37 protein-coding genes and 1 pseudogene are annotated in these 26,476 nt (G+C 29.5%); all 38 read left to right on the plus strand.

Annotated elements, in window-relative coordinates:
* A partial coding sequence (locus KGF39_RS14890; RefSeq protein ID WP_227822895.1) for a queuosine precursor transporter occupies positions 1–404 on the plus strand: 404 nt, incomplete at its 5' end.
* Positions 405–459: 55 nt separating this feature from the next.
* Positions 460–1,188, plus strand: a complete 729-nt coding sequence (gene terS / locus KGF39_RS14895; protein ID WP_227822896.1) for a phage terminase small subunit — start codon at positions 460–462, stop codon at positions 1,186–1,188.
* Positions 1,181–2,590 (plus strand): phage terminase large subunit, encoded by a 1,410-nt coding sequence (gene terL / locus KGF39_RS14900; protein ID WP_227822897.1) that lies wholly within the window; start codon positions 1,181–1,183, stop codon positions 2,588–2,590. Before terS ends, terL begins: the two co-directional genes overlap by 8 nt.
* 28 nt (positions 2,591–2,618) lie before the next feature.
* Complete coding sequence (locus KGF39_RS14905; RefSeq protein ID WP_227822898.1) at positions 2,619–3,974, plus strand: phage portal protein; 1,356 nt, start codon at positions 2,619–2,621, stop codon at positions 3,972–3,974.
* A gap of 12 nt (positions 3,975–3,986) precedes the next feature.
* Entirely contained in the window at positions 3,987–5,027 is a 1,041-nt protein-coding gene (locus KGF39_RS14910) for a minor capsid protein (protein WP_227822899.1), read from the plus strand.
* 67 nt (positions 5,028–5,094) lie between these two features.
* Positions 5,095–5,754, plus strand: coding sequence for a hypothetical protein (locus KGF39_RS14915; protein WP_227822900.1), 660 nt, complete (start codon positions 5,095–5,097; stop codon positions 5,752–5,754).
* Between the two features lie 21 nt (positions 5,755–5,775).
* Entirely contained in the window at positions 5,776–5,970 is a 195-nt protein-coding gene (locus KGF39_RS14920; protein WP_131038520.1) for a hypothetical protein, read from the plus strand.
* Between the two features lie 118 nt (positions 5,971–6,088).
* Complete coding sequence (locus tag KGF39_RS14925; protein ID WP_227822901.1) at positions 6,089–6,688, plus strand: phage scaffolding protein; 600 nt, start codon at positions 6,089–6,091, stop codon at positions 6,686–6,688.
* 22 nt (positions 6,689–6,710) lie between these two features.
* Complete coding sequence (locus KGF39_RS14930; protein ID WP_227822902.1) at positions 6,711–7,649, plus strand: hypothetical protein; 939 nt, start codon at positions 6,711–6,713, stop codon at positions 7,647–7,649.
* A 12-nt stretch (positions 7,650–7,661) separates the two neighbouring features.
* On the plus strand, positions 7,662–7,883 hold the full coding sequence (locus KGF39_RS14935; protein ID WP_227822903.1) for a Rho termination factor N-terminal domain-containing protein: 222 nt from the start codon (positions 7,662–7,664) through the stop codon (positions 7,881–7,883).
* A gap of 28 nt (positions 7,884–7,911) precedes the next feature.
* On the plus strand, positions 7,912–8,256 hold the full coding sequence (locus KGF39_RS14940; RefSeq protein ID WP_227822904.1) for a phage head-tail connector protein: 345 nt from the start codon (positions 7,912–7,914) through the stop codon (positions 8,254–8,256).
* A gap of 1 nt (position 8,257) precedes the next feature.
* A complete protein-coding gene (locus tag KGF39_RS14945) occupies positions 8,258–8,608 on the plus strand; it encodes a hypothetical protein (protein ID WP_227822905.1) in 351 nt (116 codons plus the stop codon).
* Positions 8,608–9,018 (plus strand): HK97 gp10 family phage protein, encoded by a 411-nt coding sequence (locus KGF39_RS14950; protein WP_227822906.1) that lies wholly within the window; start codon positions 8,608–8,610, stop codon positions 9,016–9,018. Before KGF39_RS14945 ends, KGF39_RS14950 begins: the two co-directional genes overlap by 1 nt.
* Before the next feature lie 10 nt (positions 9,019–9,028).
* The gene (locus KGF39_RS14955; protein WP_227822907.1) at positions 9,029–9,481 is read left to right on the plus strand and encodes a DUF6838 family protein; all 453 of its coding nucleotides are present in this window, start codon (positions 9,029–9,031) and stop codon (positions 9,479–9,481) included.
* Positions 9,482–10,552, plus strand: coding sequence for a phage tail sheath subtilisin-like domain-containing protein (locus tag KGF39_RS14960; RefSeq protein ID WP_227822908.1), 1,071 nt, complete (start codon positions 9,482–9,484; stop codon positions 10,550–10,552).
* Positions 10,553–10,555: 3 nt separating this feature from the next.
* Positions 10,556–10,999: a phage tail tube protein gene (locus KGF39_RS14965; RefSeq protein ID WP_227822909.1), complete on the plus strand. Its 444-nt coding sequence runs from the start codon at positions 10,556–10,558 to the stop codon at positions 10,997–10,999.
* 29 nt (positions 11,000–11,028) lie between these two features.
* Positions 11,029–11,496: a phage tail assembly chaperone gene (locus KGF39_RS14970; protein WP_227822910.1), complete on the plus strand. Its 468-nt coding sequence runs from the start codon at positions 11,029–11,031 to the stop codon at positions 11,494–11,496.
* 35 nt (positions 11,497–11,531) lie between these two features.
* The gene (locus KGF39_RS14975) at positions 11,532–11,669 is read left to right on the plus strand and encodes a hypothetical protein (protein WP_162495475.1); all 138 of its coding nucleotides are present in this window, start codon (positions 11,532–11,534) and stop codon (positions 11,667–11,669) included.
* A gap of 3 nt (positions 11,670–11,672) precedes the next feature.
* On the plus strand, positions 11,673–14,495 hold the full coding sequence (locus tag KGF39_RS14980; RefSeq protein WP_227822911.1) for a phage tail tape measure protein: 2,823 nt from the start codon (positions 11,673–11,675) through the stop codon (positions 14,493–14,495).
* A 79-nt stretch (positions 14,496–14,574) separates the two neighbouring features.
* Positions 14,575–15,357: an SHOCT domain-containing protein gene (locus KGF39_RS14985; RefSeq protein WP_227822912.1), complete on the plus strand. Its 783-nt coding sequence runs from the start codon at positions 14,575–14,577 to the stop codon at positions 15,355–15,357.
* Positions 15,358–15,411: 54 nt separating this feature from the next.
* Complete coding sequence (locus tag KGF39_RS14990; RefSeq protein ID WP_227822913.1) at positions 15,412–15,603, plus strand: hypothetical protein; 192 nt, start codon at positions 15,412–15,414, stop codon at positions 15,601–15,603.
* A gap of 23 nt (positions 15,604–15,626) precedes the next feature.
* Entirely contained in the window at positions 15,627–16,256 is a 630-nt protein-coding gene (locus KGF39_RS14995) for a LysM peptidoglycan-binding domain-containing protein (RefSeq protein WP_227822929.1), read from the plus strand.
* A 5-nt stretch (positions 16,257–16,261) separates the two neighbouring features.
* On the plus strand, positions 16,262–16,510 hold the full coding sequence (locus tag KGF39_RS15000; RefSeq protein ID WP_227822914.1) for a hypothetical protein: 249 nt from the start codon (positions 16,262–16,264) through the stop codon (positions 16,508–16,510).
* A gap of 258 nt (positions 16,511–16,768) precedes the next feature.
* Positions 16,769–18,265 carry an NlpC/P60 family protein gene (locus KGF39_RS15005; RefSeq protein ID WP_227822915.1) on the plus strand — a complete coding sequence of 499 codons (1,497 nt, stop codon included), beginning with the start codon at positions 16,769–16,771 and terminating at the stop codon, positions 18,263–18,265.
* A 16-nt stretch (positions 18,266–18,281) separates the two neighbouring features.
* On the plus strand, positions 18,282–18,608 hold the full coding sequence (locus KGF39_RS15010; RefSeq protein ID WP_227822916.1) for a DUF2577 family protein: 327 nt from the start codon (positions 18,282–18,284) through the stop codon (positions 18,606–18,608).
* The gene (locus KGF39_RS15015) at positions 18,608–19,039 is read left to right on the plus strand and encodes a DUF2634 domain-containing protein (RefSeq protein ID WP_227822917.1); all 432 of its coding nucleotides are present in this window, start codon (positions 18,608–18,610) and stop codon (positions 19,037–19,039) included. The genes KGF39_RS15010 and KGF39_RS15015 overlap by 1 nt, the downstream gene beginning before the upstream one ends.
* Entirely contained in the window at positions 19,032–20,081 is a 1,050-nt protein-coding gene (locus KGF39_RS15020) for a baseplate J/gp47 family protein (protein ID WP_227822918.1), read from the plus strand. Before KGF39_RS15015 ends, KGF39_RS15020 begins: the two co-directional genes overlap by 8 nt.
* Entirely contained in the window at positions 20,081–20,689 is a 609-nt protein-coding gene (locus tag KGF39_RS15025) for a putative phage tail protein (RefSeq protein WP_227822919.1), read from the plus strand. Before KGF39_RS15020 ends, KGF39_RS15025 begins: the two co-directional genes overlap by 1 nt.
* Positions 20,690–20,696: 7 nt before the next feature.
* Positions 20,697–21,488, plus strand: a complete 792-nt coding sequence (locus KGF39_RS15030) for a phage tail protein (protein ID WP_227822920.1) — start codon at positions 20,697–20,699, stop codon at positions 21,486–21,488.
* A 17-nt stretch (positions 21,489–21,505) separates the two neighbouring features.
* Positions 21,506–22,903 (plus strand): hypothetical protein, encoded by a 1,398-nt coding sequence (locus KGF39_RS15035; protein WP_227822921.1) that lies wholly within the window; start codon positions 21,506–21,508, stop codon positions 22,901–22,903.
* An 18-nt stretch (positions 22,904–22,921) separates the two neighbouring features.
* Positions 22,922–23,215, plus strand: coding sequence for a hypothetical protein (locus KGF39_RS15040; RefSeq protein ID WP_227822922.1), 294 nt, complete (start codon positions 22,922–22,924; stop codon positions 23,213–23,215).
* Entirely contained in the window at positions 23,215–23,397 is a 183-nt protein-coding gene (locus KGF39_RS15045; protein ID WP_227822923.1) for a hypothetical protein, read from the plus strand. The genes KGF39_RS15040 and KGF39_RS15045 overlap by 1 nt, the downstream gene beginning before the upstream one ends.
* Positions 23,398–23,437: 40 nt before the next feature.
* Complete coding sequence (locus KGF39_RS15050) at positions 23,438–23,668, plus strand: hemolysin XhlA family protein (RefSeq protein WP_227822924.1); 231 nt, start codon at positions 23,438–23,440, stop codon at positions 23,666–23,668.
* A 19-nt stretch (positions 23,669–23,687) separates the two neighbouring features.
* On the plus strand, positions 23,688–23,945 hold the full coding sequence (locus tag KGF39_RS15055) for a phage holin family protein (RefSeq protein WP_227822925.1): 258 nt from the start codon (positions 23,688–23,690) through the stop codon (positions 23,943–23,945).
* Positions 23,945–24,760, plus strand: a complete 816-nt coding sequence (locus KGF39_RS15060) for an N-acetylmuramoyl-L-alanine amidase (protein WP_227822926.1) — start codon at positions 23,945–23,947, stop codon at positions 24,758–24,760. Before KGF39_RS15055 ends, KGF39_RS15060 begins: the two co-directional genes overlap by 1 nt.
* Before the next feature lie 16 nt (positions 24,761–24,776).
* Positions 24,777–25,064: a hypothetical protein gene (locus KGF39_RS15065; protein WP_227822927.1), complete on the plus strand. Its 288-nt coding sequence runs from the start codon at positions 24,777–24,779 to the stop codon at positions 25,062–25,064.
* Positions 25,065–25,141: 77 nt separating this feature from the next.
* A pseudogene (locus tag KGF39_RS15070) lies at positions 25,142–25,279 on the plus strand (helix-turn-helix domain-containing protein); the annotation flags it as partial.
* Positions 25,280–25,455: 176 nt separating this feature from the next.
* The gene (locus KGF39_RS15075; protein ID WP_227822928.1) at positions 25,456–26,328 is read left to right on the plus strand and encodes a hypothetical protein; all 873 of its coding nucleotides are present in this window, start codon (positions 25,456–25,458) and stop codon (positions 26,326–26,328) included.
* Positions 26,329–26,476 lie beyond the last annotated feature (148 nt).

Here is a 26,476-nt window from a genome sequence, read left to right on the forward strand (position 1 = left end):
TATTCAGCCTTTTATTGATTACAATAGCTATAGTCCTTCCAAGTGCGAGTTTTGCAACAGAGTATAGCAGTAATCTAAAAGTAGTGTTAGGGCAGAATGTAAGATTTGTATTAGCTAGTTTAACAGCTTATATATTAGCTCAAAGCAATGATGTATTTATATTTCATAAGTTAAAAAATAAATTTGGAGGAAAGCATAAATGGTTAAGAAACAATGCTAGTACTATGTTGAGTCAACTAATTGATACAGCTATTTTCATTACGATTGGATTTTGGGGTACTGTACCAAGCTTAATAACTATGATAATGAGTCAGTACATTGTTAAGTTCTTCTTAGCTTTAGCAGATACACCATTTTTCTATATACTTACAAGAGAGAGTAAAGAAGTAAAAATAGATAAATAAGCTTCATAAATAAAAAATATGATTCAAACGAATATAGAAACAATGAGGTGGTGATGTGGCTAGAGCACCAAATAAGAAAGAAAAAGAAGCAAGAAAATTATATTTAAAAGGTCTGAAATTAGTTGAGATTGCTAAAAAATTAGATATACCAGATGGAACAGTAAGAAGGTGGAAGAAAACTTATAATTGGGATAGTGAACGTTCGGAAAATAATAACGAGCGTTCGGCAAAAAGAGGTGGTCAGCCTAACAATTCTAATGCAAAAGGACATGGTGCTCCATTAAGGAATAAAAATAATTTTAAGCATGGTATCTTTGAACAAATTTATTTTGATACTTTAACTGACAAAGAGTTAGAGTTAATAAAAAATAAAAGTAATGATAAAATATATGATTTAGAATTAGAAATAGATTTACTTACTATAAGAGAACATAGACATATGTCTAGAATAAAAGAATACACTGAAAAAACGGATGGTATAAGCCTTGAAAGTGTTAACAAAAGAAGGTTAGAAATTAAAGGTAATGTATTAAAAAATGGTCAAGTTCAAGAAGAAATGGTGACTAGAGGTGTTTCTACGTTTGAGGTTATACAGAAATTAGAAGCTGAACTAACTAAAATACAAGACAAAAAAAGAAAGTGTATTGAAACATTAGAGAAAATGAAGATAGATAGAAAGAAATTTGAATTAGAAAATAATAATCTAGGTCAAAATGAAAGTGAAAATATGTTTAAAGAATTATCTTTAGAAGAATTAAAAAGGTTGGCGAGTTTAGATGATTGATAATAAGTTAATAGCACTAGAAGCTAAGAAGGAACTTGCAAGACGTGAGTTCTTTTATTTTTGCAATTTATTAGCTCCAAACTTTTATAAAAAAGATAGAAAGTATTTAGTTGAAACTTGTAATAAGCTTCAAGATTTTTATTATTCAGATGATGAAGTTTTAATTATAAATATGCCACCTAGGCATGGGAAAAGTAGAAGTGCAAGTTTATTCGTAGAATGGATTTTAGGTAAAAATAAAAATGAAAAAATAATGACTGGTAGTTATAATGAAACTCTTTCAACCATGTTTTCAAAGAATGTTAGAAATGCTATTCAAGAAGAAAAAGCTGATATAGATACTATTATCTATAGTGATATATTTCCTAACACAAAAATAAAACATGGTGATGGAGCTATGAATTTATGGTCATTGGAAGGTGGTTATAATAATTATTTGGCGACCTCTCCGAGTGGTACAGCAACAGGCTTTGGGTGTTCTCTGATGATTGTAGATGACTTAATTAAAAATGCAGAGGAAGCTTATAATGAGAATGTTCTTGAAAAACATTGGGATTGGTTTACTAATACTATGTTATCAAGACTTGAAGAAGGCGGGAAAATAATAATTATAATGACTAGATGGTCTAGTAAAGATTTAGCTGGTAGAGCATTAGAACATTATAAAGAAGAAGGCAAGAAAGTAAGACATATTAATATGAAAGCATTACAGGAAGATGGAAATATGCTTTGTGAAGAAGTATTATCTTTAAAGAGTTATAAATCTAAAGTGAGAGCTATGGGCGAGGATATTGCGAGTGCTAACTACCAGCAAGAGCCTATTGACCTTAAAGGATGCTTGTACACTAAGTTTAAGACATATGAGAAGCTTCCTACTGATGATGAAGGCAATCTACTATTTACATCTATTAAAGCTTATGTAGATACAGCAGATGAGGGAGCAGATTACTTATGTTCTATAGTTTATGGAGTGTATAACAAAGAAGCTTATATACTAGATGTTTTATACACTAAGGAAAGTATGGAAATAACAGAGTATAAAACAGCTAAGATGTTCTATAATAATGAAGTTAACAAAGCTGATATAGAAAGTAATAGTGGTGGTAGAGCTTTTGCAAGAAATGTACAAAGAATATTGAAAGAAAAGTTTAAAAGCAATAAAACGATTATTAAATGGTTTCATCAGTCGAAAAATAAAAATGCTAGAATTTTATCTAATAGTAGTTGGGTAATGGAACATATATATTTTCCAATTAATTGGAGAGATAAGTGGATAGAGTTTTATAAGGCTATGGTGAGTTATCAAAGAGAAGGTAAGAACAAACATGATGATGCACCAGACGCTTTGACAGGGGTTGCAGAAAAGGCACTGAAAGGTCAAGGATTATCAGTATTTAAGTAATAATTTAAGTAATATAGGTGGTGGTGATGTGGAGTTAGAAAAAATAAGAGCAATAATAAGTGCTGATATAGCTAGAAGGCAAGAGATATTACAAGCTAAATCATATTATTATAATGAAAATGATATATTGAAAAAAGGTGTAGTTGTTCAAAATAGAGACGAAAATCCTTTGCGAAATGCTGACAATAGAATTAGTCATAACTTTCATGAGATACTTGTTGATGAAAAAGCTTCTTATATGTTTACTTATCCAGTTTTATTCGACATTGACAATAATAAAGAATTAAATGAGAAAGTAGCAGATATTTTAGGGAATGAGTTCACTAGAAAAGCTAAGAATTTAGCAATAGAAGCGAGTAATTGTGGTACTGCATGGCTTCACTACTGGATAGATGAAGAATATAGTGGAGAACAGGTAACTAATCAAACATTTAAATATGGTGTAGTCAATACAGAAGAAATTATTGCTATATATCGAAATGGTATTGAAAGAGAGCTAGAAGCTGTAATAAGATATTATATTCAGCTAGAGGATGTAAAAGGTCAAATACAAAAGCAGGTATATACTTATGTTGAATTTTGGACAGATAAAATATTAGATAAATATAAATTTTTTGGAGTAACATGTTGCGGTTCTCAAATAGAGCATATAACAGTACAACATAGATTTAATTCAGTTCCTTTTATTGAATTTGCTAACAACATAAAAAAACAAAGCGACTTATCAAAATATAAATCAGTGTTGGATTTATACGATAAGATAATGAGTGGATTTGCAAATGATTTAGAGGATATACAGCAAATAATATACATCTTAGAAAATTATGGTGGAGAGGATACAGCACAATTTTTAAATGAATTGAAGAGATATAAAGCAATAAAAACTGAAACAGACAGCGAAGGCGATAGTGGTGGTCTTAAAACTATGCAAATAGAGATACCTGTTGAAGCTCGAAAGGTGATATTAGAGATACTTAAAAAACAAATATATGAAAGTGGTCAAGGGTTACAACAGGATACTGAAAATTTTGGTAATGCAAGTGGTGTAGCACTTAAATTCTTTTATAGAAAGTTAGAATTAAAGTCTGGACTCCTTGAAACCGAGTTTAGAACCTCTTTTGATAAGCTGATTAAGGCTATACTATATTTTTTAGGAATTACAGACTATAAAAAAATACAACAGACTTATACAAGAAACATGATGTCTAATGACTTAGAGGATGCAGATATAGCAACCAAGTCAGTTGGCATAATACCAACTAAAATTATTTTGAGGCACCATCCTTGGATTGACGACCCCGAAGAAGCTGAAAGACTTTATTTAGAAGAAAAGAAAATACAAGCTTCAAAAGTGTCTGATGATTATAATAACTTTACTGAATAGAGGTGAAGTTATTTGAATAATAATATTGAGTACTGGAAAGAAAGAGAAAAGCAAAGATTAAATTCAAGATTGAAAGAAGAAAAAGAGGTATTAAAGGAACTAGATAAACAATATAAAATTGCAATGAAAAATATAGAGAAAGAAATTGCTAATTTATTTTATAAATATGCCGAACAGAATAAATTAACATATGCAGAAACACAAAAATATTTAACTAATAATGAATTTAACACATGGCGCATGGACATCAAACAATATATTAAATTAATAGAACAAACAAGTGATGAAAGATTACTGTTAGAGCTTAATACATTAGCTATGAAAAGCAGAATAAACAGGTTAGAAGAACTATTCTACCAAATATCTAAAGAGATAAATAATACATTCGACATTCAAAATAATAGAGTAGAAAAGCTATTAGAAGAATCTGTGAAAGATAGTTACTATAAGAGTATATATGAAACTCAAAAACACGTTGGTGTTGGGGTAAGCTTCACTAAGCTTGATAGAGAAGCTTTAAAGGATATAATTACATATCCTTGGAGTGGTAAAAACTTTTCTCAAAGGATATGGAAAAACAGAGATTTATTAAGTGAAGTTATCAAAGAAGAAATTACTCAAATGGTTATAAGAGGGGAAAGCTTGAAAAATATTGCTAATAGAGTGTCTCAGAGAATGGACTCTAGCTATGAAAATGCAATAAGATTAGTTCAAACTGAACATTCTCATTTTATGTCAGAAGCTGATAAAAGAGCATATGAAAGTCAAAGAGTAGATAAATATCAATTCTTAGCTACATTACAGGATAACACTTGTAAAAGATGTAGAAATGTAGATATGAAAGTATATTTAGTTAAAGAAGCTAAAGAAGGAGAAAATTATCCTCCGATACATCCAAGATGTCGCTGTACAACTATCCCATATTTCCCACATGAAGAAGGAGAAATGAGAACAGCACGACTGCTAAAAGGTAAAACATATGAAGTTCCAGCAAACTTGACTTATAATGAATGGTATAAGGAACATGTAATAAAAAATATAGAAGTTGTATAAGGAGCACTTGTTAAGTTTAAATAGTAAGTGCTTTTATTGTGTAAAAATTTAAAGGAGGATAAACAATATGGCTAAGTTTAAAAAGAAATCAGAGGAAGTAGAAGTCTTCAAATGGATATTAGGAAGTCCTAATACTCCTAAATGGTTTTATCAAGCTTTCGAGGAGGGAACTATATGGCTTGATGAATCTTTAAACTCTATGAATCTTAAAGAAGAAGTAAAGAAAACTATCTGTATAAAATTTAAAAATGGAGTTATTAGGGCAACTAGTGGAGATTTTATTATAAAAGATAGCGAAGGCAAGATTTATTCATGTACATTTAGTGAATTTGAGAAGTTATATGAAGAGATTGAACATACTGCAACTATTGAAAACTTAACAAACTATGCTGAAAATTTAGAACGAGGACATAGATATGTTGATGAAGATAACAACAAGAAAAATAAATTAGAGCTTTCAGCTAAGTTGGAACTGGATACAACAGATTTTGAGGAAAATATAAAAAGTGCTACAAAAGAAATTGAAACATTTAATGAAGTAGTATATAGATTAGAAGAAAATTTAAATAGAGTATTTGGAAAAGAAAAGCTTAATGAAATAAAAATAAAAATAGAAAGTCCTAAAAAACAACTTTCTAATGAGGATTTGGAGTATATAAGAGAGATAGCATCTAAAGATATAAAAGCACGTTTTGCTAAAGAAGGAAAAATTAAGATAGATTATTAGATAAAAAGGTAGGTGATTTTAATGTGTATATTAACTCAAGTTATAGTTGTAGTTTGTGTAGTACAAATCGTTATTAATTGTATTGCTAATCTTAGTGTAAGTATTCTTTGTAATAGATTAAAAAAAGAAAATAAAGCTAATATAGATAAAGTTTCTGATGAAATTTTAAAGAAGGTAAAAGAAGAACTAAATAAATCGTTAGATAAAAGTCTATAAGGGCTTTTTTATTTTGCTCTTTTTAAAAAAGTTGTAGAGCATAAAGAACAAAGAAACTCCTTTAGTTGGAGAACAACTATAAAAATCTATGGAGAAAATAAGAAGGGATGATGATTAAATGGAATGGTTAAGAAAAATATTAGAAAGTATTAAAATCGAAGAAAATAAGTTTGATATTGAGGAAATATTAAAAAGTGTTAATACTGAATTTCCCAAATATGCAGTACCTAAGGAAACTTTCAACAAAGTGAATGAGCAATTAAAAGAAGCAGATAAGACTATAAAAAGCTTTAATAGTAAAATGACACAAGAAGATGTAGAAAAGCTTAAAACAGAGCATCAAACAGAAATTAAAAAGATAGAAGAGAATCATAAGATAGAAGTTGAGAAAATGCAAAATGAAAGTTTGAAAACAAGGAAATTAAGTGCTGTTGAGAAAGCTTTATTAACTAACAAAGCTAAGCACACTGATTTATTAACAAATAAGTTTGACTTAGAAAAGATAACTGTAGGAGAAGATGGGAAGGTAGCAGGTATAGAAGAACAGTTAAAAACACTACAAGAGAGTTACAAAGATTTGTTTGAAACTAGCACTACTGAAACTACTAAACAAACAAATGCACAATCTTTTTACAAGTATGTGCCAGGTGGTAGTGGAGAAGCTTCATCAGAAATTACAGCAGAACAGATAAAAGCAGCAGTAAACGGACAAATATAATTAAAATAAAGGAGATGTTAAAATGGCAAATGCAATAGAATATGCACCAATTATACAACAAACACTTGATGAATCAGCAATACAAACACTTCTAACAGGGTGGATGGATGCTAATGCAGGAAAGGTAATATACAATGGAGGTAAGGAAATAAAAATACCTTCTCTGGAAGTTGATGGACTAGGGGATTATAACAGAGGTTCATCAGAAGGATATGCTGATGGAGATATAAAGTTTGGTTATGAAACTAAAACTATGACACAAGATAGAGGGAGAAAATTTACAATAGACCCAAATGATGTTGATGAAACTAATTTTACATTAACTGCAAGTAATATAATGGGTAAATTCCAAAGGACAAAAGTAGTTCCCGAAATAGATGCTTATAGACTTAGTAAGTTAGCTACAGTAGCTATAGGGGTTGAAAATGATACTAATGTAGAATATGGATATACACCAGATAAAGATACTGTTATAAGCAAAATAAAAAGAGGGATAAAAATAATAAGAGAAACTGGATATATTGGAGAACTTGTAGTACATTTAACTTATGATACATTAGAAGCCATAGAAGAAAAAGTATTGGATAAATTAACGGCTATTGATTTTAGCAAAGGAGGAATAACTACAAAAGTACCAACGATAGATTTTTGTCCATTATTAGTCACACCTCAAAATCGTATGTATTCATCTATAACTTTATATGATGGTAAAACAGAAGGTCAAAGACAAGGTGGGTATGTAAAAGGTACAAAAGCTCTTGATTGCAATTTTATAATAGTAGGTAGAGATATTCCTATAGCTGTAACAAAACAAGACCAAATGAGAATTTTTGACCCTTTAACTAATCAAAAAGCCAATGCTTGGTCTATGGACTACAGAAGATACCATGAATTATGGGTTACTAAACTTAGTTCTAACTTAGTATATGCTAACTTCAAAGATGCTAAACCAGTAGCCTAAAGGAGATAAATTATGTATAGATTAATAAGAGATAACATAGAAAAAATAGTTAATGATACATCTGAAAAAGAAAAGTTAATGTATGATGGATTTAAGTTATTAGAAGATAAGAAAAATATTAATATAGAAAATTTGGGTATTGAAGAACTGAAAAACCTAGCAAAAGAAAATGGTATAGAAGGTTATTCAAAGCTGAAAAAAGATGAATTAATAGAGAAATTAAATAATATTTAGTTTCTCTATTTTTATTCGAGGTGATTAAATGCTAGATAATATAAAATTAATTTTAAATTTAAAAGATGATACTTATGATAGTTTAATAGAGTTGTACATTAAAAAATACACTACTCTAGTTCTTGCATACTGCAATATAGAAACACTTAATCCTACTCTTGAAAATATTATAGAAGATAAAGTGATTGTTAAATTAAAAGAGACTGTATTAGTCAGCATTGCTGATAATAGTAAAATTAGCTCAATTTCTCGTGGTGGTTATTCTGTAAATTATAATGTTGCAACAGCTAAAACAACAGATGAGTTGATGGAAATAAAACTATCTCAAAAGGATAAGAATATTTTAAATAATTTTAGAAAAGTGAAGTGGTAACATGGCAGAAGCAGATATATTAGCATTGACTTACTTTTGCAAAATGACAATAAGAAGATGTATAAGTATTAAAAATGAAGACACAGGGGTTACAGATTTTAACGAGAATGTTGTAATTGCAGAAGGTGTGCCTTGTGGCTTAAATGGAAATATACCTAATATCGTGGATACAGATATAACAAACTCTATTTCAGCGTTTGAATTATATTGCAGACCTGAAGTAGATTTGATAGTTGGAGATATACTTGATATAACTTTAGAAAATGGAAATGTAGAAACTTTTATTGCATCTAAACCATTTCCTTATTCAAGCCACCTCCAAACTAATCTAACTCTAAAGGAAAGATACTAATGATAGAATTTAATAGTCTGAATGACTTGATAAGAGATTTGGAGAGACAAGAAAAAGAGTTAACTAAGAACATTAGAAAAGCTAAAAACAAAATAGGTAATCAACTTCTTAGAAAAGTAAAACAGAAAACACCAGTTGCTGAAAAAAATGGTGGAACAGCGAGAAAGAATTGGCAATATAAGGAGCTTGGTACTTTTGATGGAGTTGTATTTAATAATACAGAATATATTAGACATCTAGAATTTGGGCATAGAACTAGACAAGGTACAGGCACTAGCGAAAACTATAGACCAAAGCAGGGTGGTATACAGTTTGTTGAAGGTGTTTTTATGTTAGCAAAAAGTGTTGATGAAATAAACAGTATAATTGACAATGAACTTAATCAAATAATAATAGATTTTTATAATTAGAGGTGATGTATTGTTAAGTTACAAAGATATACTACACTCATTCACTAAAGAAATATCTGAAAATTTTAATGAAGATATATTTGTAGAAGGATATAACATACAAGACAATAAAAAGTCTTGTTTTTTTGTGCAGATATTGCCAGAAATAGTGCAGACAGCGACTAAAAAGACTGACATAAAAAGCTTTTTAGTTGATATAAAATATTTGCCTGACTGGAAAAAGAAAAAAACAGATTTATTTGATATTCTAAATAAATTAGAGAACATATTCACTAGAAATATAAAAGTAAAAGATAGATATTTAACTTTCAGTAAGAAAAATGTAAGTATAGAAAAAGATGAAATAGGAAATTATGTTCAATTTCTTATATCTATAAATTATCACGAACAAATTTATTTTGAAGAAGAAAAACATGAGTTGATGGAAGAATTAAATATGAGATTTAAAGGAAGGAGTGATTAAATGGCTGGATTAGTTAATATAAATATAGAATTTAAAGAACTGGCTACAAGCTTTATACAGCGTTCTCGAGCTGGAATAGTAGCAATTATATTGAAAGATACAACAAAGATGTATAAAGAGCTTACAAGCGAAGATGATATGCCAACCTCGTTAAGTGATGATAATAAAAAATATATTAAATATGGATTTGCAGGGGCTACTGATAACGAGAAGGTATTAAAACCAAGCAAAGTTATTATAAGTACTTTCTTAGAAGATGGAAAAGTTGAGGATATACTAGAAGAATTAGAATCTGTAGAATTTAATTACTTATGTATGCCAGAAGCTATAGAAGCAGAAAAAATAAAAATTGCGACTTGGATTAAGAAAATAAGAGAAGAAGAAAGTACAGAAGCTAAGGCAGTATTAGCAAATATTAAAGCTGATAATGAAGCAGTTATAAATTTTACTGAAAATGTAACAGTTGATGGCGAAGAAATAACAGCAGAAAAATATACGCCTAGGATAGCTTCTCTTATAGCTTCTACTCCAAACACACAATCAATTACTTATGCACCTCTTGATGAAGTTGAATCTATTACAAAGATAGACAAAGCTAGTGCAGACGCTAAAGTACAATCGGGAGAATTAATACTAAGAAGATTGTCAGGGGCTATAAGGATTGCTAGGGGAGTAAACTCTCTTACAACTCTAACAGCAGAAAAAGGAGAAATGTTTCAAAAAATCAAGCTTGTTGATACAAAAGATTTAATAAGTAAAGATATAAAAAATATTTATGTAGAAAAGTATTTACGTCAATGTCCAAACACTTATGACAATAAATGTTTATTTATAGTAGCTGTACAATCTTATTTAACTGAATTAGCAAAACAAGAGTTAATTGACTCTAATTTTACAATCGAAATTGATATAGAAAAGCAAAAAGAATATTTAGAAAGCAAAAAAGTGGATACAAGCAAAATGAACGATAATGAAATAAAAAGTTATAGTACTGGCTCAATTGGATTTTATTTAATAAATTTAAAATTAGTGGATGCAATGGAAGATATAAACATAAGAGTTCAGATTTAGAAAGTGGGTGAAAAAATGGCTACAAGTTATGAATCAAATCAAGTGATGAATGGAACTTATGGAGAATGTTGGTTGGATGGTGTGCAAGTTTCTGAATGTAAGGCTATGAAAGCTGAAATAAAGTTAGATAAAGCTGAAATAGTAAAACCTCGCAAAATGATTAAAGGTCAAAAAGTTATAGGCGCAAGTGCAGAGGGGTCTTTAACTTTATATAAAGTAGATTCAAGGATGTTGAGATATATAACTCAAATTATAAAAGAGGGCAGAGAACCTAAATTTACTATTGTTAGTAAATTAGATGACCCTGACGCATTAGGAGCAGAAAGAATTTGTCTAACTGGTGTAAGTTTTGATGGACTTTCAATTATTGATTGGGAAAATGGAAAAGAAGGAGAGCAAGAAGCATCATTTACATTCGAGGACTTTGAGTTGCTTGATGCAGTATAAAAATAATTAAGAATAAAAGGAGAATTAATATGAGTGAAAATAAATTAGAAAAAGAAATAGTAGATAAAAAAGAAATGACAGAGGTAAAAAATATTGTAGATTTGTTATTAAGTTTAGATGCTGATAAGGTAAAAATGCCATCTATAACACATACAATGTTTTGTAAGAAACTAGGAATAGATGTGAACTTTGAATGTAAAGCAATAGAGCCAGAATTTTTTGACGAGCTTCAAACTAGTGGTTTAAAAATAGAAAAAGGTTCTTTAAAGGATTTAGACAATTTTAAAATGAAATCTAATGTAATACTAGCATCATGTAATTTATTTAAAGATGATAAATTATTAAAACATTTTCAATCTCCAACACCAAAAGAACTTTTAAGAAGAATGTTACTTGCAGGGGAAATAAACGAATTATATGATAAAATTTGTGAATTAAATGGGTATAGAGATGATAACAAAAAAGATAAGGAAATAGAAGAAAAAATAAAAAACTAATCAAATCGGATGGAGAAATCAATTTAATGTATCTAATGTTTAGATATCATGATATGATGCCAGCCGATTTTTTTAAACTTAAATATGGTGAAAAGCATGTAATTAGAGCTTTTATGTATCAAGAAATAGATGAAAGAATAGAAGAAATAAAAAGTTTTGGAAAGGGGTTGTAGAGTATGTCAGCAGGAAGTCGAGCTTTAGAAGCTGTTATAAGAATGCGAGATGAAGCTAGTAGGACGCTAAGACAAGTTAGAGATGCTACTAGAGCCCTTCAAAATCAAACTAATACAACATCACAAGCACAAGAAAGATTACAAGAACAATTTAGAAAAGTAAGCAATGCAGCTAAAATAGCAGGAGTAGGGATTGTGACTGGAATAGGAGCAGGATTAGTTTCTGCATCTAAAGCAGGTGCAGAATTTGAAACTGCAATGACTAAGACTTCGACAATGTTTGGAGACACTAAAGTAGATACAGAAAACTTGAATAATAAAGTATTAGAGTTATCTAAAAATACAGGAATTGCGGCATCTTCCATTGGAGAAAGTTTATATAATGCTTTATCTTCGGGTATTCCTGTGACAAAAGATATGGGTTCAGCAATGGATTTTATGACTAAAAATGCTAAATTATCTAAAGCAGGATTTACAGATATAGATACAGCTTTGACTGCTACTGCAAAAGTATTAAATGCTTATAAAATGGATGTATCAGAAACAGATAGAGTACACAAAGTTATGATGCAGACTCAAAATAAAGGTATCACTACAGTCGGAGAATTAGGAGCAACATTAGCTCAAGTGACTCCAACTGCATCAGCAATGAGCTTTAGTTTTGAACAGGTAGGAGCATCACTTGCCAATATGACAGCACAAGGAACACCTACAGCACAAGCAACAACACAATTAAATAGTTTACTTGCTGAGCTTGGGAAAACTGGTACAGTAGCAAATAAGTCTTTATTAGATGCCACAAAAGGGACTAAATATGCAGGAAAATCTTTTAAAGAATTAATGCAAGCAGGAGTGCCACTTAATGAAATTTTAAATCTCATGGATGGAAGTGCTAAAAAGAATAAAAAAAGCTTAATAGATATGTTTGGTAGTATTGAAGCAGGGAAAGCTGCACTCGCACTTTCTGGTCAAAATTCAGAACAATATACTAATAATTTAAAAGCTATGTCTACACAAGTTGATGTTGTTTCAAGTGCATATGCAAAGATGTCTAATACATTAGAATCTAAAGTGGGAATATTAAAAGAAAGTTTTAAAAATCTGGGTATAGAGATATATAGTAAACTAAAAGAACCTCTTAAAAATGCGGCTGAAACAGGGATACAATGTTTAAGTGACTTAGATAAACAGTTTTCAAGTGGGTCACTTAAAGCAGGTATTTCGCAAATTGCACAATCTTTTGGAGATTTAACATCTGCAATTATAAAAATTGCAACAAAGGCATTACCAACTATGATTAAGAGTCTTAGTTGGATTTTGAAAAATGGACCTACTATTGCAAGTATTTTTGTAAGCATAAAAGCAGCTTCTATAATGACTAGTGCTGTCAAAAGTGTTGTTGCATTAAAAAAAGCTTGGATTGCAGCTGAATTAGCAGTTCGAGTCTACATGGTTGGCATGGCAGAAGCTGGTACAGTGTTAAGTGGATTCCAAATTCTTGTTGGAGTATTAACTGGGAAAATGGCTCTTGCGCAAGCTCGGACATTATTATTGGCAAAAGCTAGTGCCTTGTTAGGAGGACCAATTGGTATTGCTATAATTGCTATAACTGCTTTAGTGGCAGGACTTGTAGTACTTTGGAATACAAACAAAGGATTTAGAGATTTTGTTATAAATGCATGGAATAAGATAAAAGAAACAGCAACAAAAGTTTGGGGTAGTATATGTAATTTTTTTACTCAGACAATTCCTCGAGCTTGGAATGACTTATGTACAAGTTTTTCAAATACAGGACAGTGGTTTGGAGAACTGTGGAACAATATAAAACAAACTTTTATAAGTGGTTGGAATGCTATTGTAGCTTTCTTCACACAAACTATTCCAACATGGATAAATAATATTGGAGTATGGTTTGGGCAATTACCTGCAAAAATTGGTTATGCATTAGGAAAAATAATTGCTTGGTATATAAGTTGCTACACATATATATTTACAAACATTCCGATATGGATAAATACTGTTGCAACATTTTTTGCTCAACTACCTAATAAAATTTGGGTTTGGTTAGTAAGTACAGTTCAAAAAATAGGTCAATGGGGTATCGCAATGTTAACTTCTGCTCAAATATATACTTCAATGATTATAAATAATATAGTAACATTCTTTACTACTTTACCTAGTCGTGTATGGACTTGGCTTACAAATACAGTTCAAAAAGTAGTGAGCTGGGGAAGTCAAATGGCAACAAAAGGTAAAGAAGGAGCTAAAAAATTAATAAATACAGTAGTGGATACATTAAAATCTTTACCTAAGAAAGTTTTAGATATAGGTAAAAATGTTGTTAAAGGGCTTTGGGAAGGTATTACAGGAGCTGGAGATTGGCTAAAAGGTAAGGTAAATGACTTTGCAAAGGGCGTAATAGATGGATTTAAAAATGGATTTGGAGTACATTCTCCATCCGTTATAATGGAAAAAATAATAGGAATAAATCTACCAAAAGGAATTTGGGTAGGTATAAAGAAAGAGTTACCAAACCTAAAAAATAATATTAATAACGTAATTAGTAACTTAACACAAAGAATGTATAAACCACAAGAACTTGAAGAAAGTGACTATACAAGTAAGTACAAAGAAGCTATAGCTCAAAGAACTGAACAAAATACTATTAATAAAAGCGAGAGCAAAACTACAAATAATAAAGAAAATAATAATATCACTATAAATATAAATTGGGGTGATGTTACAGTTAAAGAAGAAGCTGATATGACTAAATTAACTAAGATGTTGGTAAGAGAAATAAAATTAAATTTAGCAGGTGGTGTATAGAAACATGTACCCCTAAAATATAGCAATATATGCTATAATCGTAGTATAAATTGCTATATTTTAAGGGGGAAATAAATATATGGGATTATTTGGTAAAAATGAAATATGTGTTATTTGTGGAGAAGAACAATCTTGTAGACTTAAAATAAAAGATGGATATGTTTGCAAAAAATGTGTTGATAAATGTGGTATTGGATTAGTTACATTAGGTAAGAAAAATAAAGAAATAACAAAAGAAGATGTTGTAAATGTTATTGAAAAAAATGAAAATAGAGCAAAGGAAGTAGAAAGTTTTAACGCAACTAAAAAGATAGGGACTTATTTAGAAATAGATGAGTCACAAAGAAAGTTTTTAATTCCTAATAAGTTTGGAAAATTGGCACAAGAAGTTTTATTATTTGATGATGTTATTGATTATGAATTATTAGAAGATGGAGAAACATTGATAAAAGGTGGATTGGGTAGAGCTTTAACAGGAGGAATCCTGTTTGGGGGCGTAGGAGCTGTAGTTGGAGGTGTAACTGGGAAAAAGGAAACTAAAGCAATAATAAACAGTCTAAAAATAAAAATAACATTGAACAATCTAAATATGCCTGCAATATATATAGATTTAATTAATTCGGCGACTAAGAAAACATCTTTTATTTATAAGACTAATTATAATATTGCACAAGAGATATTATCTACATTTTCAGTAATTCAAAATGGAAATCAAAAAGATTTAGGAAAACAAATTGATGATACTGTTCAACAAAATAATGACCCATTAGAGCAAATAAGAACATTAAAGGAATTGCTAGACATTCAAGCGATAACAGAAGAAGAATTTAATGCTAAGAAAAAAGAATTATTAAATTTATAATATATAAAGCACTTACTTTAACAAGTAGGTGCTTTTATTATGGAGGTGATTGTGTTGAATAAAGGCATAAAGTTTATTGGCTCATTAAAGCGATTAAATTTCTTAATACAAGCAAAAGAAAATTTAATTAAAGATATACATGAGTATTCAAACAATGAAGAAGATATTGCTAGGTATGAAAATTTGGATAAAGCTTTTGAAAAAACTATAATTGATGAAGCTAAGTTTTTAATATCTTTAGAATAGATATAGAGGTGATGTAATTGGAAATGTGGATTAGACAAGCAAATGACACTTTTAGATTTCCTGTTTTTCCATCTTCTTTTGAGATAAACAGCAAAGCAATAGTAAATACCTCAAATGTATTAAAACTAGGGGAAATTGCAGTGTTTGGAGGTGTAGGTTTAAGAACTACAGAAATATCTAGTTTCTTTCCTAAGAATGAAACAAGTTACTGTGATTATACAGGCTTCCCATCACCATATGACTGTGTAAATAAAATTCAAAGATGGATGAATGAAGGTTTTATATTAAGGTTTACAGTTACAGAAACAAATATAAATTTTGAATGTATTATAACAGATTTTCAATATGAAGAAAAAGATTGTACAGGGGATGTGTATTTTACATTAAGTCTAAAAGAATATAAAAGAATACAGATACTTAAAGTAAATACTAATAATAATGAAAAGTTATCTTCTGTAAAAAATGTTCCTCTAACAAAAGGATTTGATACTAAGCAAAAAACACATAAGGTAGGTAAAGGCGATAGTCTTTGGTCACTTGCAAAAAAATATTATGGCAATGGGGATTTGTGGAAGAAAATTTATGATGCAAATAAAAAACTTATTAAAAATCCAGATATTATAAAAGATGGTTGGGTGTTAACAATTCCTTAAGTGAGGTGATAGAGTTGCAGAAAGAGGATTTAACAGAAAAAGACTTGTATTGTATAGGCAAGTTTATACAAATTGGAGCTATAAAAAGCTTTATGCACAATGAAAAAAACTTAGATTTCCCATGTACAGATTGCAAATACTTAGATAAATGTTTTGGAGATAATAGAGAATCGGATTTTTGGGATACTTTTTTAAAGTTAAGTAAATTGACTGATTTAAAATTATCTCCATTTAAAGGTTTTAACATAAATTAATCACTTATAAATCGAAAAGACAAGAAGGTGATTTAGATTAATAATATAAAATTACAGGTCCATATAAAAAATGGAGCTATATACAACATAACAGATATAGTAGAAAAGGTAACTTGGTCAGGCGATTATAAGTCCCCATCAAGGACACTGGAGTTTTCTATAGTACAGTCAGCTTCTGATATTAATTTTAGGCAAATTAATATACCAATAGCTAGTACAGTTTGTTTCTATGTAGATGAGAAAGAACTCTTTAGAGGAATGATAATTAATAGGTCTAAAGATTCAAGTAATAATAGTATTAGTTTTGTATCTAAAGATATGGGGTTTTTACTTACTCAAAGTGAAGTATCATACAACTTTAAAGATAAATTAGTTGAAGATATTGCAAAACAAGTATTTAATGACAATAAACTTGTAATAGGAAACATACCTAAGACTGGAGTAAAACATACAAAAATGTATATAGGCACAACTGGTTATGATACCATAATGAGTGCATATACAGAGGCTAGTAAGACAACGAAGAAAAAGTATATGATAGAGTCTAATTTAGATAAATTTAATATCATTGAAAAAGGGACTATTACACTAAATGTTATGTTTGAAGAAGGGTCTAATCTTATTAACACGAGTTTTTCAGAGAGTATGGAGAATGTAAAAAACAAGGTATTAGTTGTAGACCAATATGGGAATAAAATTAGCGAAAAGGTTAATGATGAGATTTTCAAAGATGTTGGAGTAATTATGCAAAAAGTTATACAGCAACAAGAAAATAGTAGCGTAGATGTTGAAAGCGAGTTCAAAGGAATAGAGCAGACTTGCAACCTAAAAGGCTATGGTGATGTAAGTTGTATAACTGGTCGAGGTGTAAAAGTAAAAGATTCTTATACTGGTTTAGTAGGGCTGTTTTATATAGATACAGATAAACATAATTGGGACAGTAGTGGAAATTATGAGATAGACCTAGATTTAAACTTTCAAAATATCATGGATGAAAAGACAGCAGGACAAGACGAACAAAAGGAAGAAAGTTCAGATTTGAATGGAGAAGGTACACTAAATGGAAGAGAAGTAAAAGCAGAATTTACAGCGTATTATCCATCAAACAATGCTATGGAGGGCGGATACTATCAAGCTATGGATGGCAAAAGACTTGTGCCTAGCAATAACACTTGTGCCGCACCTTCACAGCTTAAATTTAAGACAAAAATTCAAGCAAAATGTGCAGGGACAAAAATAGACGGGAAAACATATACAGTTACAGACCGTGGAGGAGCTATTAAAGTAGTTAATGGAGTATATAAAATAGATATATTAATGTCTAGTAAAGAAGAATGCAATAAATTTGGAAGAAGAAAAGGAACTATAATTATAGGTGATGGTACAGGATATACAAATGCAACAGGAAAAGCAGGTACAGTAATAGCAGAAGCTAAAAAACATCTAGGGAAGCCTTATAAATGGGGTGGAAATGGACCTAGTAATTTTGACTGTTCGGGATTGATGGTATATTGCTTTAAGAAAGTTAATGTTAATCTGCCAAGAACTTCAAGACAACAAGCAACAAAAGGTAAAAAAGTAGAAAAAAATAATTTACAAGCAGGAGACTTGGTGTTCTTCCATAATCCAATTAGCCACGTCGGGCTATATATAGGCAATGGAGAGTTTATAGAAGCACCTACGACAGGGAAAAATGTTAGAATAAGTAAATTAAGTAGTAGAAAAGATTTTAATACAGCTAGGAGAGTTTTATAAAAAGGATGGTGAGATAATGGCTAATTCAATCAATGAATTTATAGGAATAATAAGAGAAGAAGGAAAACATTACAATGAACCTTCTTTTTTTATTGGAAAAATTAAAAGTAAATTACCAGATTTAAAAATAGAGACAAATAACATTACATTAGAAAAAGAAGATATTTTAATAGATAGTTGGATGCTTGATAGACAGATAGAATCATTTGATACAGAAACCAATCAAGAACACAAACATGAAGTAAAAAATCCATTTATAGATACTTTTGAATCTGGAGATATGGTAATAATGTTTAAAATAGGTGATGAATTTGCTATTGTAAGTAAGTTGGTGAGTTTATAATGTCTAATACAATATTTCCTTTTATAGGTGTACCAGAAGACTATGAAATGCCGAAAACAGAAGAATTAGAATTATTTAGAGAAGTAGCTTGGAACTTTGAAAAAGATGAACCTACTTTAGAAAATGGAGATTTTAAAGTTGTTGAAGGAAATGAAGCAATAAAAGTTTGGGTGTATAAATGTATTAAAACCAATAGATATGAACATGAAATTTATAGCTGGGGTTATGGGACAGAATTAGCTGAACTAATAGGTCAGAAATATAGTAAAGGGCTTACAGAAAGTGAAGCTAGTAGATATATAAAAGAGTCCTTACTAGTTAATCCATATATATTAGATGTTAATGTTTCAAATACAAGATTTACAGATGATTTACTAAGTGTAGATATAGAAATTTCAACAATTTATGGGGAGGTGGAAGTTAATGTATAGTAGTCAAACCTATGATGTTGTGAAAAATAGGACCTTATCTAATATAGATTTAGAAGTCTATAAGGGTGAAGGTTCTTTTTTAAGTGATATGGTATCTCCTGTTAATGCAGAATTAGCAAAATTCTATATAGAACTTTCCTACCTTCACAAGAAAGCTTTTATTGAAGATAATTTTGATGATTTTCTTGATAAACGGGTAAATGAGTTTGGAGTATATAGAAAGTTAGGAACAGAAGCAACTGGAGAGGTGACATTCGAGGGGAAGGTCGGAACAGTCATACCAAACGGAACTATTATATCTTACAATGAGCTATTATTCGTAGTAATTAAAGATATAGTAATTAGTTCAGAAATTGAACAAAATATAAGCCCCGTACAGGCTTTAGAAATTGGAATTAGATATAATATACCTGCGAATACTGAATTTAAGCTACAAGGCGAAATAAACAGTATAACAAGAATTTATAATAATTTAGATTTTAAGGGTGGTACAGAAATAGAAACAGACGAAGAATTGAAAGAAAGATTCTATAAGATACAAAATCAAGCTACAAGTGGAAATAAAGCACACTATGAAGCATGGGCTTTAGAAGTTGAAGGAGTATATAACGCTAAAATTTATCCGAGATGGGATGGTCCAGGAACGGTAAAAGTTTTAATCTTTGGAGAAAATAATCAAGCTGTTGATGCAGAAATAATTGAAAGATGTAAACAACACATTGAGGAAGAAATGCCAATAGGACCTGCGTTAACTGTTTTAACTCCAACCATTTTAGATATAAGTATAAGTGCATCTATAAAATTAGAAACAGGATATACATTAGATTTTGTAAAAGAAAGTTTCTTAGAGAGCATTAATAGTTATCTAATAAATGTTAATAAAGAAATAATTTACACTAAAGTAAGTGCAATACTTGCAAGTACAGAAGGTCTACATGACTTTAGTAATTTATTATTAAATAATAAAGCTGAAAATATAACTTTTGAGGAAGACAAAGTACCAAGTGTGACGACATTAGAATTTAGCGAGGTGGTAGTTTAATGAAATTAATTGATAAACTACCTTCTTTTTATAACAATTCTATTACTAGTAAAATACAAGAAGCTTATGACATAGAACTGAGCACACTTAGAGAAACATATGACGATACTTTTGACCAGTTTTTTGTTGACACAGCAACATGGGGATTGGATTATTGGGAGAATATTTTATCTATTAAAAATAGATTTGATTTAAATATAGAAGATAGAAGAAGCAATATAAAAGCAAAAATGAGGGGCAAGGGTACAACTACTATAGAGGTTATAAAAGCGATAGGAGAAGCATATACCAAAACGGATGTAGACGTAAAAGTATTTAGTAATCTATTTAGTTTTACACTTAGTTTTATAACAAATGATTGTAGTTATAACACTATTTTAGAATTAGATAAGAAAATAGAAGAAATAAAACCTGCACATCTTGAACACAAATTCGAGAGAGTTTTATTTGATAAAAGTGGAATTTATGCAGGTGCAACAATTAGTACAGGGGAAACAGTTACAATATATCCTTATGTACCTAGAAATTTAGAAAGTTTTGGAGAAATAGCTATTTGTAGTGGAAATGATAGAGCATTAGAAAAAGTAACATTGTATCCTAAAAAATAGAAATGAGGTGATAAAATTGGCAGAACAACAATATTTTACTCTAGTAACTGACATTGGTAAGGCAGCGATAGCAAATGCAAGTATTACAGGCGAAAAAGTAGATTTTGCAAAGATAAAAGTTGGAGATGGAGGAGGGAGTTCTTATACTCCAACTGAGAGCCAAACAGCACTAAAAAATGTGGTTTGGGAAAGTACACTTGAACATGCACAAGGAGATAAAGATAATCCTAACTGGGTAGTAATACAAAAATTTATACCCGGCGATGTTGGAGGATTTGAAGTAAGAGAGGTCGGTCTATTTGATTCTAAAGACCAATTATTAGCAGTTTCTAGTTATCCAGCAACATACAAACCTAAAGCAGATTCGGGGACTGTAAAAGAACTATTAATAAAAGTAATATTAGTTGTATCTAATGTAGCTAATATCAATCTAAAAGTAGACCCTACTGTCATTCTAGCAACTTTAAAAGATATACAAGATTTAGACACTAAAATAGATACAACCAAAACAGAATTAACAAGCAACATAGAAACTGCTAAAACAGAGTTAATTGGAAAAATAGGAGATACAACACAACTTAATACAACAGATAAAACAAATATAGTTAGTGCATTAAACGAGGTAAAAACTAGTGTAGATAGTATAGAAACAACAGCAGAGAAAACAAGTATAAAAGATACAGACAACTTATTTGAAAGTGACAATGTTGAGGGAGCATTAAAAGAAGTGATGCAAGAAATAAAAGGTAATAGAAGTAGTATTATATCTAGTATAAATAGTAATCTAATACCAATGTAGAAAGCGAGGTGAAATAATTGGCATTTTATGTTATTCAAAGAACTATTAAAAAAAGAAGGGGCTGTTATTCTGAATCTGATATACACATTAGTCCTTGTTATCTTAAAGATAGAAATTATTATGCTAGTTATAATTTAAGTGATGTTAAAAATATAAATATTCCTGAAAAGACCAAAGTTGTTATTAATTCGTTTGAAGCATATTATTTATCAAATAATGAAAAAGTTATTGTAAAAGATTGTGTTATTCGACAAGATACAACCATTGAACTTATACCAGACCCTGTAATTTCTATAAGTAATGACTTAGGCTATATTAGTTATGCTTGTAGTATAAATTATGAAATAATAGATATTGACCCTACTACAAGATTTAAAATAGTCTATAAATTAAATGATGTTATTATAGGTGAAAAGTATAATACAACTGATTCAAACTATACTATAGACTTAACAGAAGAACATTTATCAAAATTAAGTTTTAAATCTAGAAACAATATAACTATAGAACTTAGCACGAATGATGGTGGTATATTTTTAACTAAAACAGTTACATTTACAAAAGGTAATACTAAACCAAAATTAAATATAAATTCTTACAATTCCACTTCTACAACATTTACAGCAATAGACACAGATAATAATTTAAGTAAAATAGAGTGGTTTATTGATGATGTATTAAAAGAAACAATAACAACAGATTTATATTTAGAAAAAACTATAAACTATGAACTTGTAGACAATGCAATACACACATTAAAAATAGTTGCTACAGATGCAGAAAATGCAACTGCTGAGAAAGTTTTAAGTATAAGCAAAGAGATAATGCCGCTTCAATCTGATGCAACACTACAAGACATATCAACTAAGTTGATAGAGATTGGAGAAGGATTTAGGAATGGTAAAACAAGTATTATAAATACTTTAGCATTAAAGAATATAGAAGCAAATTTAAATAATACTTTAGTTGAATTGTCAGAGAAGATTAAAACGAGTTTTGATAGTTCAGATGCTAGTGTTTTACAACTTCAAAATAGGATAACAGAATTAACTAATCAATTAAGTCAAAGAGCTAAATTCGCTAGTGGTACTTTTGTGACTGGTAACAAACGTTGTCCAATTACAATCCCTATAAATTTAGATTTTATTCCTAAACTAATTATAGTTAGAAATTTATATTTAGTAGATGCAGATAATTTAGAAATGAAACTTCCTGTTCTTAGCAGTTTCGATGACAAACATTATGTTGTAACTGAAATAGATGGCGTAGAACGTGCTGTTATGCGAGTTTACATGACTAATATTAGTAAATCTAGTTTTACTATTGAAGCCAAAATTATTGCTAAAGCTCCAATTAATCCAGCATATATAACTTTTGGAGGTGCAGTGTGGTGGAGTGCATTCGATACATTTTAAAAAAATGGAGGAAATAATATGAATAGAAAAAATAGAATAATTTATAATCAAGATGGGAAAATAATATTCCAAACAGGTGAAGCAACAGGTAATGTTTTAGAACATGATGCAATAACAGAGTTACATTACTTAGATGTTGAATTTGGAAGTATAGACTATAGTAAACAGTATATAGAATCTATAAATCCAACAACAAAAGAACTTATTTTAAAAGATATTCCAATCTATTTAAGCGAAGAAGAAAAGAGAATGCAAGAGTTAGAAAATCAAATTTTGTTAAACGAAAATGAAAAAGTAGGAGGACTATTATAATGAATATAAATAATATTGTGGTAAGAATATTAGCAGAGAGGATTTTGAACAAAGGCTTAAACCCTTTAAAAAATCGAGAATTTGAATTAGATGACGTAACTAACACAGAATACAGAAAAGCAGTAGAGGATTATATAATTGAACATAGTGGAGTGGTAGAAGGAGCAGAACCTACAGCATAGGCAATGTTCTTTTTTTATTTCAATTAATTAGGAGGCTTACATGAATGAAGAACTTGTGAAGGAGAAAATAAGTACACTTGAAACAAGAGTAAAAGAGCATGGCAAACAAATCGATAGAATAGAGATTGAGCAAGCAAAGTTTGCTATACAAATACAAAACTTATGTAGTGATATAAAGAATCTAACAGGAGTACTTAAATGGCTTGTAGGAGTTATAATTACAACTCTAGTAGGGTTCTTTATATTTGCTATTCAAAGAGGATTATTTTAATTAATTAGGAGGTTAAGAGATGGATAATTTAATAAGTTTTATACCAGAGCAGTTGCTAATTTTAGTTGCTGCTCTTTATGTTTTAGGGGTTGGATGTAAGAAGTATAAACAGTTAGATAACAAGTATATTCCAGTAGTACTATTAGTACTTGGTGTGGGTTTCTCAATATGGATGTTAGGATTAAATGCTGATGCAGTCTTACAAGGCGTGATTTGTTGGGGAATATCAATAGGTATAAATCAAACTTATAAACAGTTGAAGGAGGAAAATGAATAATGAAAATAGGTATAAATTGTGGGCATACAAAAACAGGAGCAGGGAGTGGAGCAGTAGGAATAATAAGCGAGTCTTTAGAGACGAGAAACGTAGGATACAAAGTAATAGATAAACTAAAAAAACTAGGCAATAATGTAGTCGATTGTACTATAGATAAGGCATCTACACAAAGTGAGTGTCTGTCTAAAATAACTGCACAAGCTAATAGACAAGATTTAGACTGGTTCATATCAATACATTTCAATGCAGGTGGTGGCAAAGGATGCGAAGTTTACACATATAAAGGTAAGCAGTATCAAGATGCTGTAGATGTTTGTAAAAATATATCTAAGCTGGGATTCACAAATAGAGGCGTAAAAGATGGAAGTGGATTATATGTAGTAAAGAAAACAAAAGCTAAAAGTATGCTAATAGAAGTATGCTTTGTAGACACCGAAGACGCAAATAAGTATTTGAGTTTAGGAGCTGATAAATTAGCTACTGCAATAGTAGAAGCTATAACTAAACATATAAGTTCAGCAGAAGAAAACAATTATAATAGATATAAACATACTATAGTCTATTCTGGAGATGATAAAGTATCAGCAGACATTTTAGGACTATATTATAAGAGAGAAAAAGAAAGTTACTTAGTAACAGATATAAAAGACTATAAACCACATAGAACACAAAATTTGTATGTAATTGGTGGAGTAACTTGTAATAAAATGAAGGAAATGAGTAAGACTACAGGAGAAAAATTTACTCAACTATATGGTAATGATGTATGGTCAACAATGGATAAGACTAGAGAATTTGTAAAAGAAAAATTGTAGAGTTAAAGGTGATAATATGTTAACACAAGAGAAAAGTTTTTATCCAAACAATATTTACCCCAAAATAGATTTTCTCAAGATAAAAAGGCGGTTAAAATCAATATACAAGAATGATTTATCAGACTGTGGAAGCATATGTATAATAGAGCGAAAAGAATATTCTATAAGTGTAAATAGTATAGGTGAGATAAATGTATATTATGATTTAAAATATGAAAATAAGATACAGAATGTAGTTGATGAGATTGAACAGTTATTTAAGTCTCAAGTTAAAAATTTTAGTGTATCAAAGTTTAAGAATTGATGATTAGAAGGTAGCAATTAAAATAGTTGTTACCTTCTTTTCTATATTTTTGATACAGCATCTTTTATGTATAATAAAAAATAGATATTACAAATGCTAATTTATCAATTTTAAAAACTGGAAAGGCTAAATCTATTCGATTTTCCACATTAAATGAGATTTGTAAAGTTTTAGATTGTCAACCAGGAGATATACTTGAATATGTAGAAGATTAAGAAATTGAATTAGAAGATATAATAATTTTGGTATATCATAATTGTGATGCAGACTTTTATCCTAAAGATGATGATAACAAATAAGAGTGGCGTTAGTCACTCAAGGTCCCCTTTAGGGGATTTTTTTATTTTGTACAAAATGGTAAAATATATATTATAGAAATGGGGGGAAAGTAGTGAGCAAGATAAACAATAAAAATAAAAGTTGGATTGAAAAGCATAAGATATTAACCATATTTATAAGTGTAATAGTAATTCTTATTATATGTATTGGCTTACCGTTATTAATAAATAGGGTGTTATATTGGGATATAAGAACACATAATTCAACAGATGGTGAGTGGTTAAGTTTTTGGGGCAGTTTTTTAGGTGGTATATTTGGAGGGTTAGCAACATTAGGTGCTATATTGATAACTAGAGAAATGGCTAAAAAAGATAATGAAGAATTAAAAGAAAGTATATCTAGGGAAAGAGAGCCTAAGGTTATTCCTATTAAGAAAAATGCATATTTGTATAAAACTTATGGTAGTCCTTGTATGTTTAATGAAATTAAGACATCAAGCGAAGTGCCAAGATGTTCAGATATTATAGAATTAACACTTGTGAATGCAGGGAAAGAAGCAGCAATACAAATAGAAGTACTTTGGGAAAAACCTCAGAATATAGTTAAAACCGAATATTTAACAGATGATGATTTAGAAGTATGTAATAATTTCTTTGATGAATTTGATGAAAACGAAAATATTAAAATCGAGAAGGAATATATTTCTTCTTTACAAGAAGTTGAGATAGGTTTAAACGCATATACTGAAATGTATATTAGAGAATTATCTAGTAAACTTATAGATAATTTTAGAGAAAATAATGAAGCTGGTATATATATTAGGAAAAATATTAAGGCGGGTACAATTAATATTAAATGTAAGAACATATATGATAAATCCTATAATAAATCATATGATATGGAAATATCAATATTTGAAATAGATAGAAGTAATGAATTATATACTATAAATATAGAATTTAATTTGATTGAAGATGAGGGGTAGCCCTATCTTTTTTTATTTCAAATATTCAATAATTTATATAAAGGTAAAATACTCAAGAAATTTATTTGAACTATCTTAAAAACGATTTAAATAGGTCTTTTTCATACACAAAATCATATGATATAATAAAAAAATAGAAGTGTACCAC

The sequence above is a fragment of the Clostridioides sp. ZZV14-6345 genome, assembly GCF_020657775.1.
Lineage (GTDB): Bacteria > Bacillota > Clostridia > Peptostreptococcales > Peptostreptococcaceae > Clostridioides > Clostridioides difficile_D.

Coding starts and splice junctions, on each gene's coding strand:
- KGF39_RS14975 (WP_162495475.1), top strand. CDS start 11,532: ATGTTTAGATATCATGATATGATGCCAGCCGATTTTTTTAAACTTAAA.
- KGF39_RS14980 (WP_227822911.1), top strand. CDS start 11,673: ATGTCAGCAGGAAGTCGAGCTTTAGAAGCTGTTATAAGAATGCGAGAT.
- KGF39_RS14960 (WP_227822908.1), top strand. CDS start 9,482: ATGGCTGGATTAGTTAATATAAATATAGAATTTAAAGAACTGGCTACA.
- KGF39_RS14950 (WP_227822906.1), top strand. CDS start 8,608: ATGATAGAATTTAATAGTCTGAATGACTTGATAAGAGATTTGGAGAGA.
- KGF39_RS14995 (WP_227822929.1), top strand. CDS start 15,627: ATGTGGATTAGACAAGCAAATGACACTTTTAGATTTCCTGTTTTTCCA.
- KGF39_RS14985 (WP_227822912.1), top strand. CDS start 14,575: ATGGGATTATTTGGTAAAAATGAAATATGTGTTATTTGTGGAGAAGAA.
- KGF39_RS15015 (WP_227822917.1), top strand. CDS start 18,608: ATGTCTAATACAATATTTCCTTTTATAGGTGTACCAGAAGACTATGAA.
- KGF39_RS15010 (WP_227822916.1), top strand. CDS start 18,282: ATGGCTAATTCAATCAATGAATTTATAGGAATAATAAGAGAAGAAGGA.
- terL (WP_227822897.1), top strand. CDS start 1,181: ATGATTGATAATAAGTTAATAGCACTAGAAGCTAAGAAGGAACTTGCA.
- KGF39_RS14945 (WP_227822905.1), top strand. CDS start 8,258: ATGGCAGAAGCAGATATATTAGCATTGACTTACTTTTGCAAAATGACA.
- KGF39_RS15005 (WP_227822915.1), top strand. CDS start 16,769: ATGATAATTAATAGGTCTAAAGATTCAAGTAATAATAGTATTAGTTTT.
- KGF39_RS15045 (WP_227822923.1), top strand. CDS start 23,215: ATGAATATAAATAATATTGTGGTAAGAATATTAGCAGAGAGGATTTTG.
- KGF39_RS14970 (WP_227822910.1), top strand. CDS start 11,029: ATGAGTGAAAATAAATTAGAAAAAGAAATAGTAGATAAAAAAGAAATG.
- KGF39_RS14930 (WP_227822902.1), top strand. CDS start 6,711: ATGGCAAATGCAATAGAATATGCACCAATTATACAACAAACACTTGAT.
- KGF39_RS15055 (WP_227822925.1), top strand. CDS start 23,688: ATGGATAATTTAATAAGTTTTATACCAGAGCAGTTGCTAATTTTAGTT.
- KGF39_RS15050 (WP_227822924.1), top strand. CDS start 23,438: ATGAATGAAGAACTTGTGAAGGAGAAAATAAGTACACTTGAAACAAGA.
- KGF39_RS15060 (WP_227822926.1), top strand. CDS start 23,945: ATGAAAATAGGTATAAATTGTGGGCATACAAAAACAGGAGCAGGGAGT.
- KGF39_RS14925 (WP_227822901.1), top strand. CDS start 6,089: ATGGAATGGTTAAGAAAAATATTAGAAAGTATTAAAATCGAAGAAAAT.
- KGF39_RS14920 (WP_131038520.1), top strand. CDS start 5,776: ATGTGTATATTAACTCAAGTTATAGTTGTAGTTTGTGTAGTACAAATC.
- KGF39_RS14935 (WP_227822903.1), top strand. CDS start 7,662: ATGTATAGATTAATAAGAGATAACATAGAAAAAATAGTTAATGATACA.
- KGF39_RS14940 (WP_227822904.1), top strand. CDS start 7,912: ATGCTAGATAATATAAAATTAATTTTAAATTTAAAAGATGATACTTAT.
- KGF39_RS15065 (WP_227822927.1), top strand. CDS start 24,777: ATGTTAACACAAGAGAAAAGTTTTTATCCAAACAATATTTACCCCAAA.
- KGF39_RS15025 (WP_227822919.1), top strand. CDS start 20,081: ATGAAATTAATTGATAAACTACCTTCTTTTTATAACAATTCTATTACT.
- KGF39_RS15040 (WP_227822922.1), top strand. CDS start 22,922: ATGAATAGAAAAAATAGAATAATTTATAATCAAGATGGGAAAATAATA.
- KGF39_RS14915 (WP_227822900.1), top strand. CDS start 5,095: ATGGCTAAGTTTAAAAAGAAATCAGAGGAAGTAGAAGTCTTCAAATGG.
- KGF39_RS15020 (WP_227822918.1), top strand. CDS start 19,032: ATGTATAGTAGTCAAACCTATGATGTTGTGAAAAATAGGACCTTATCT.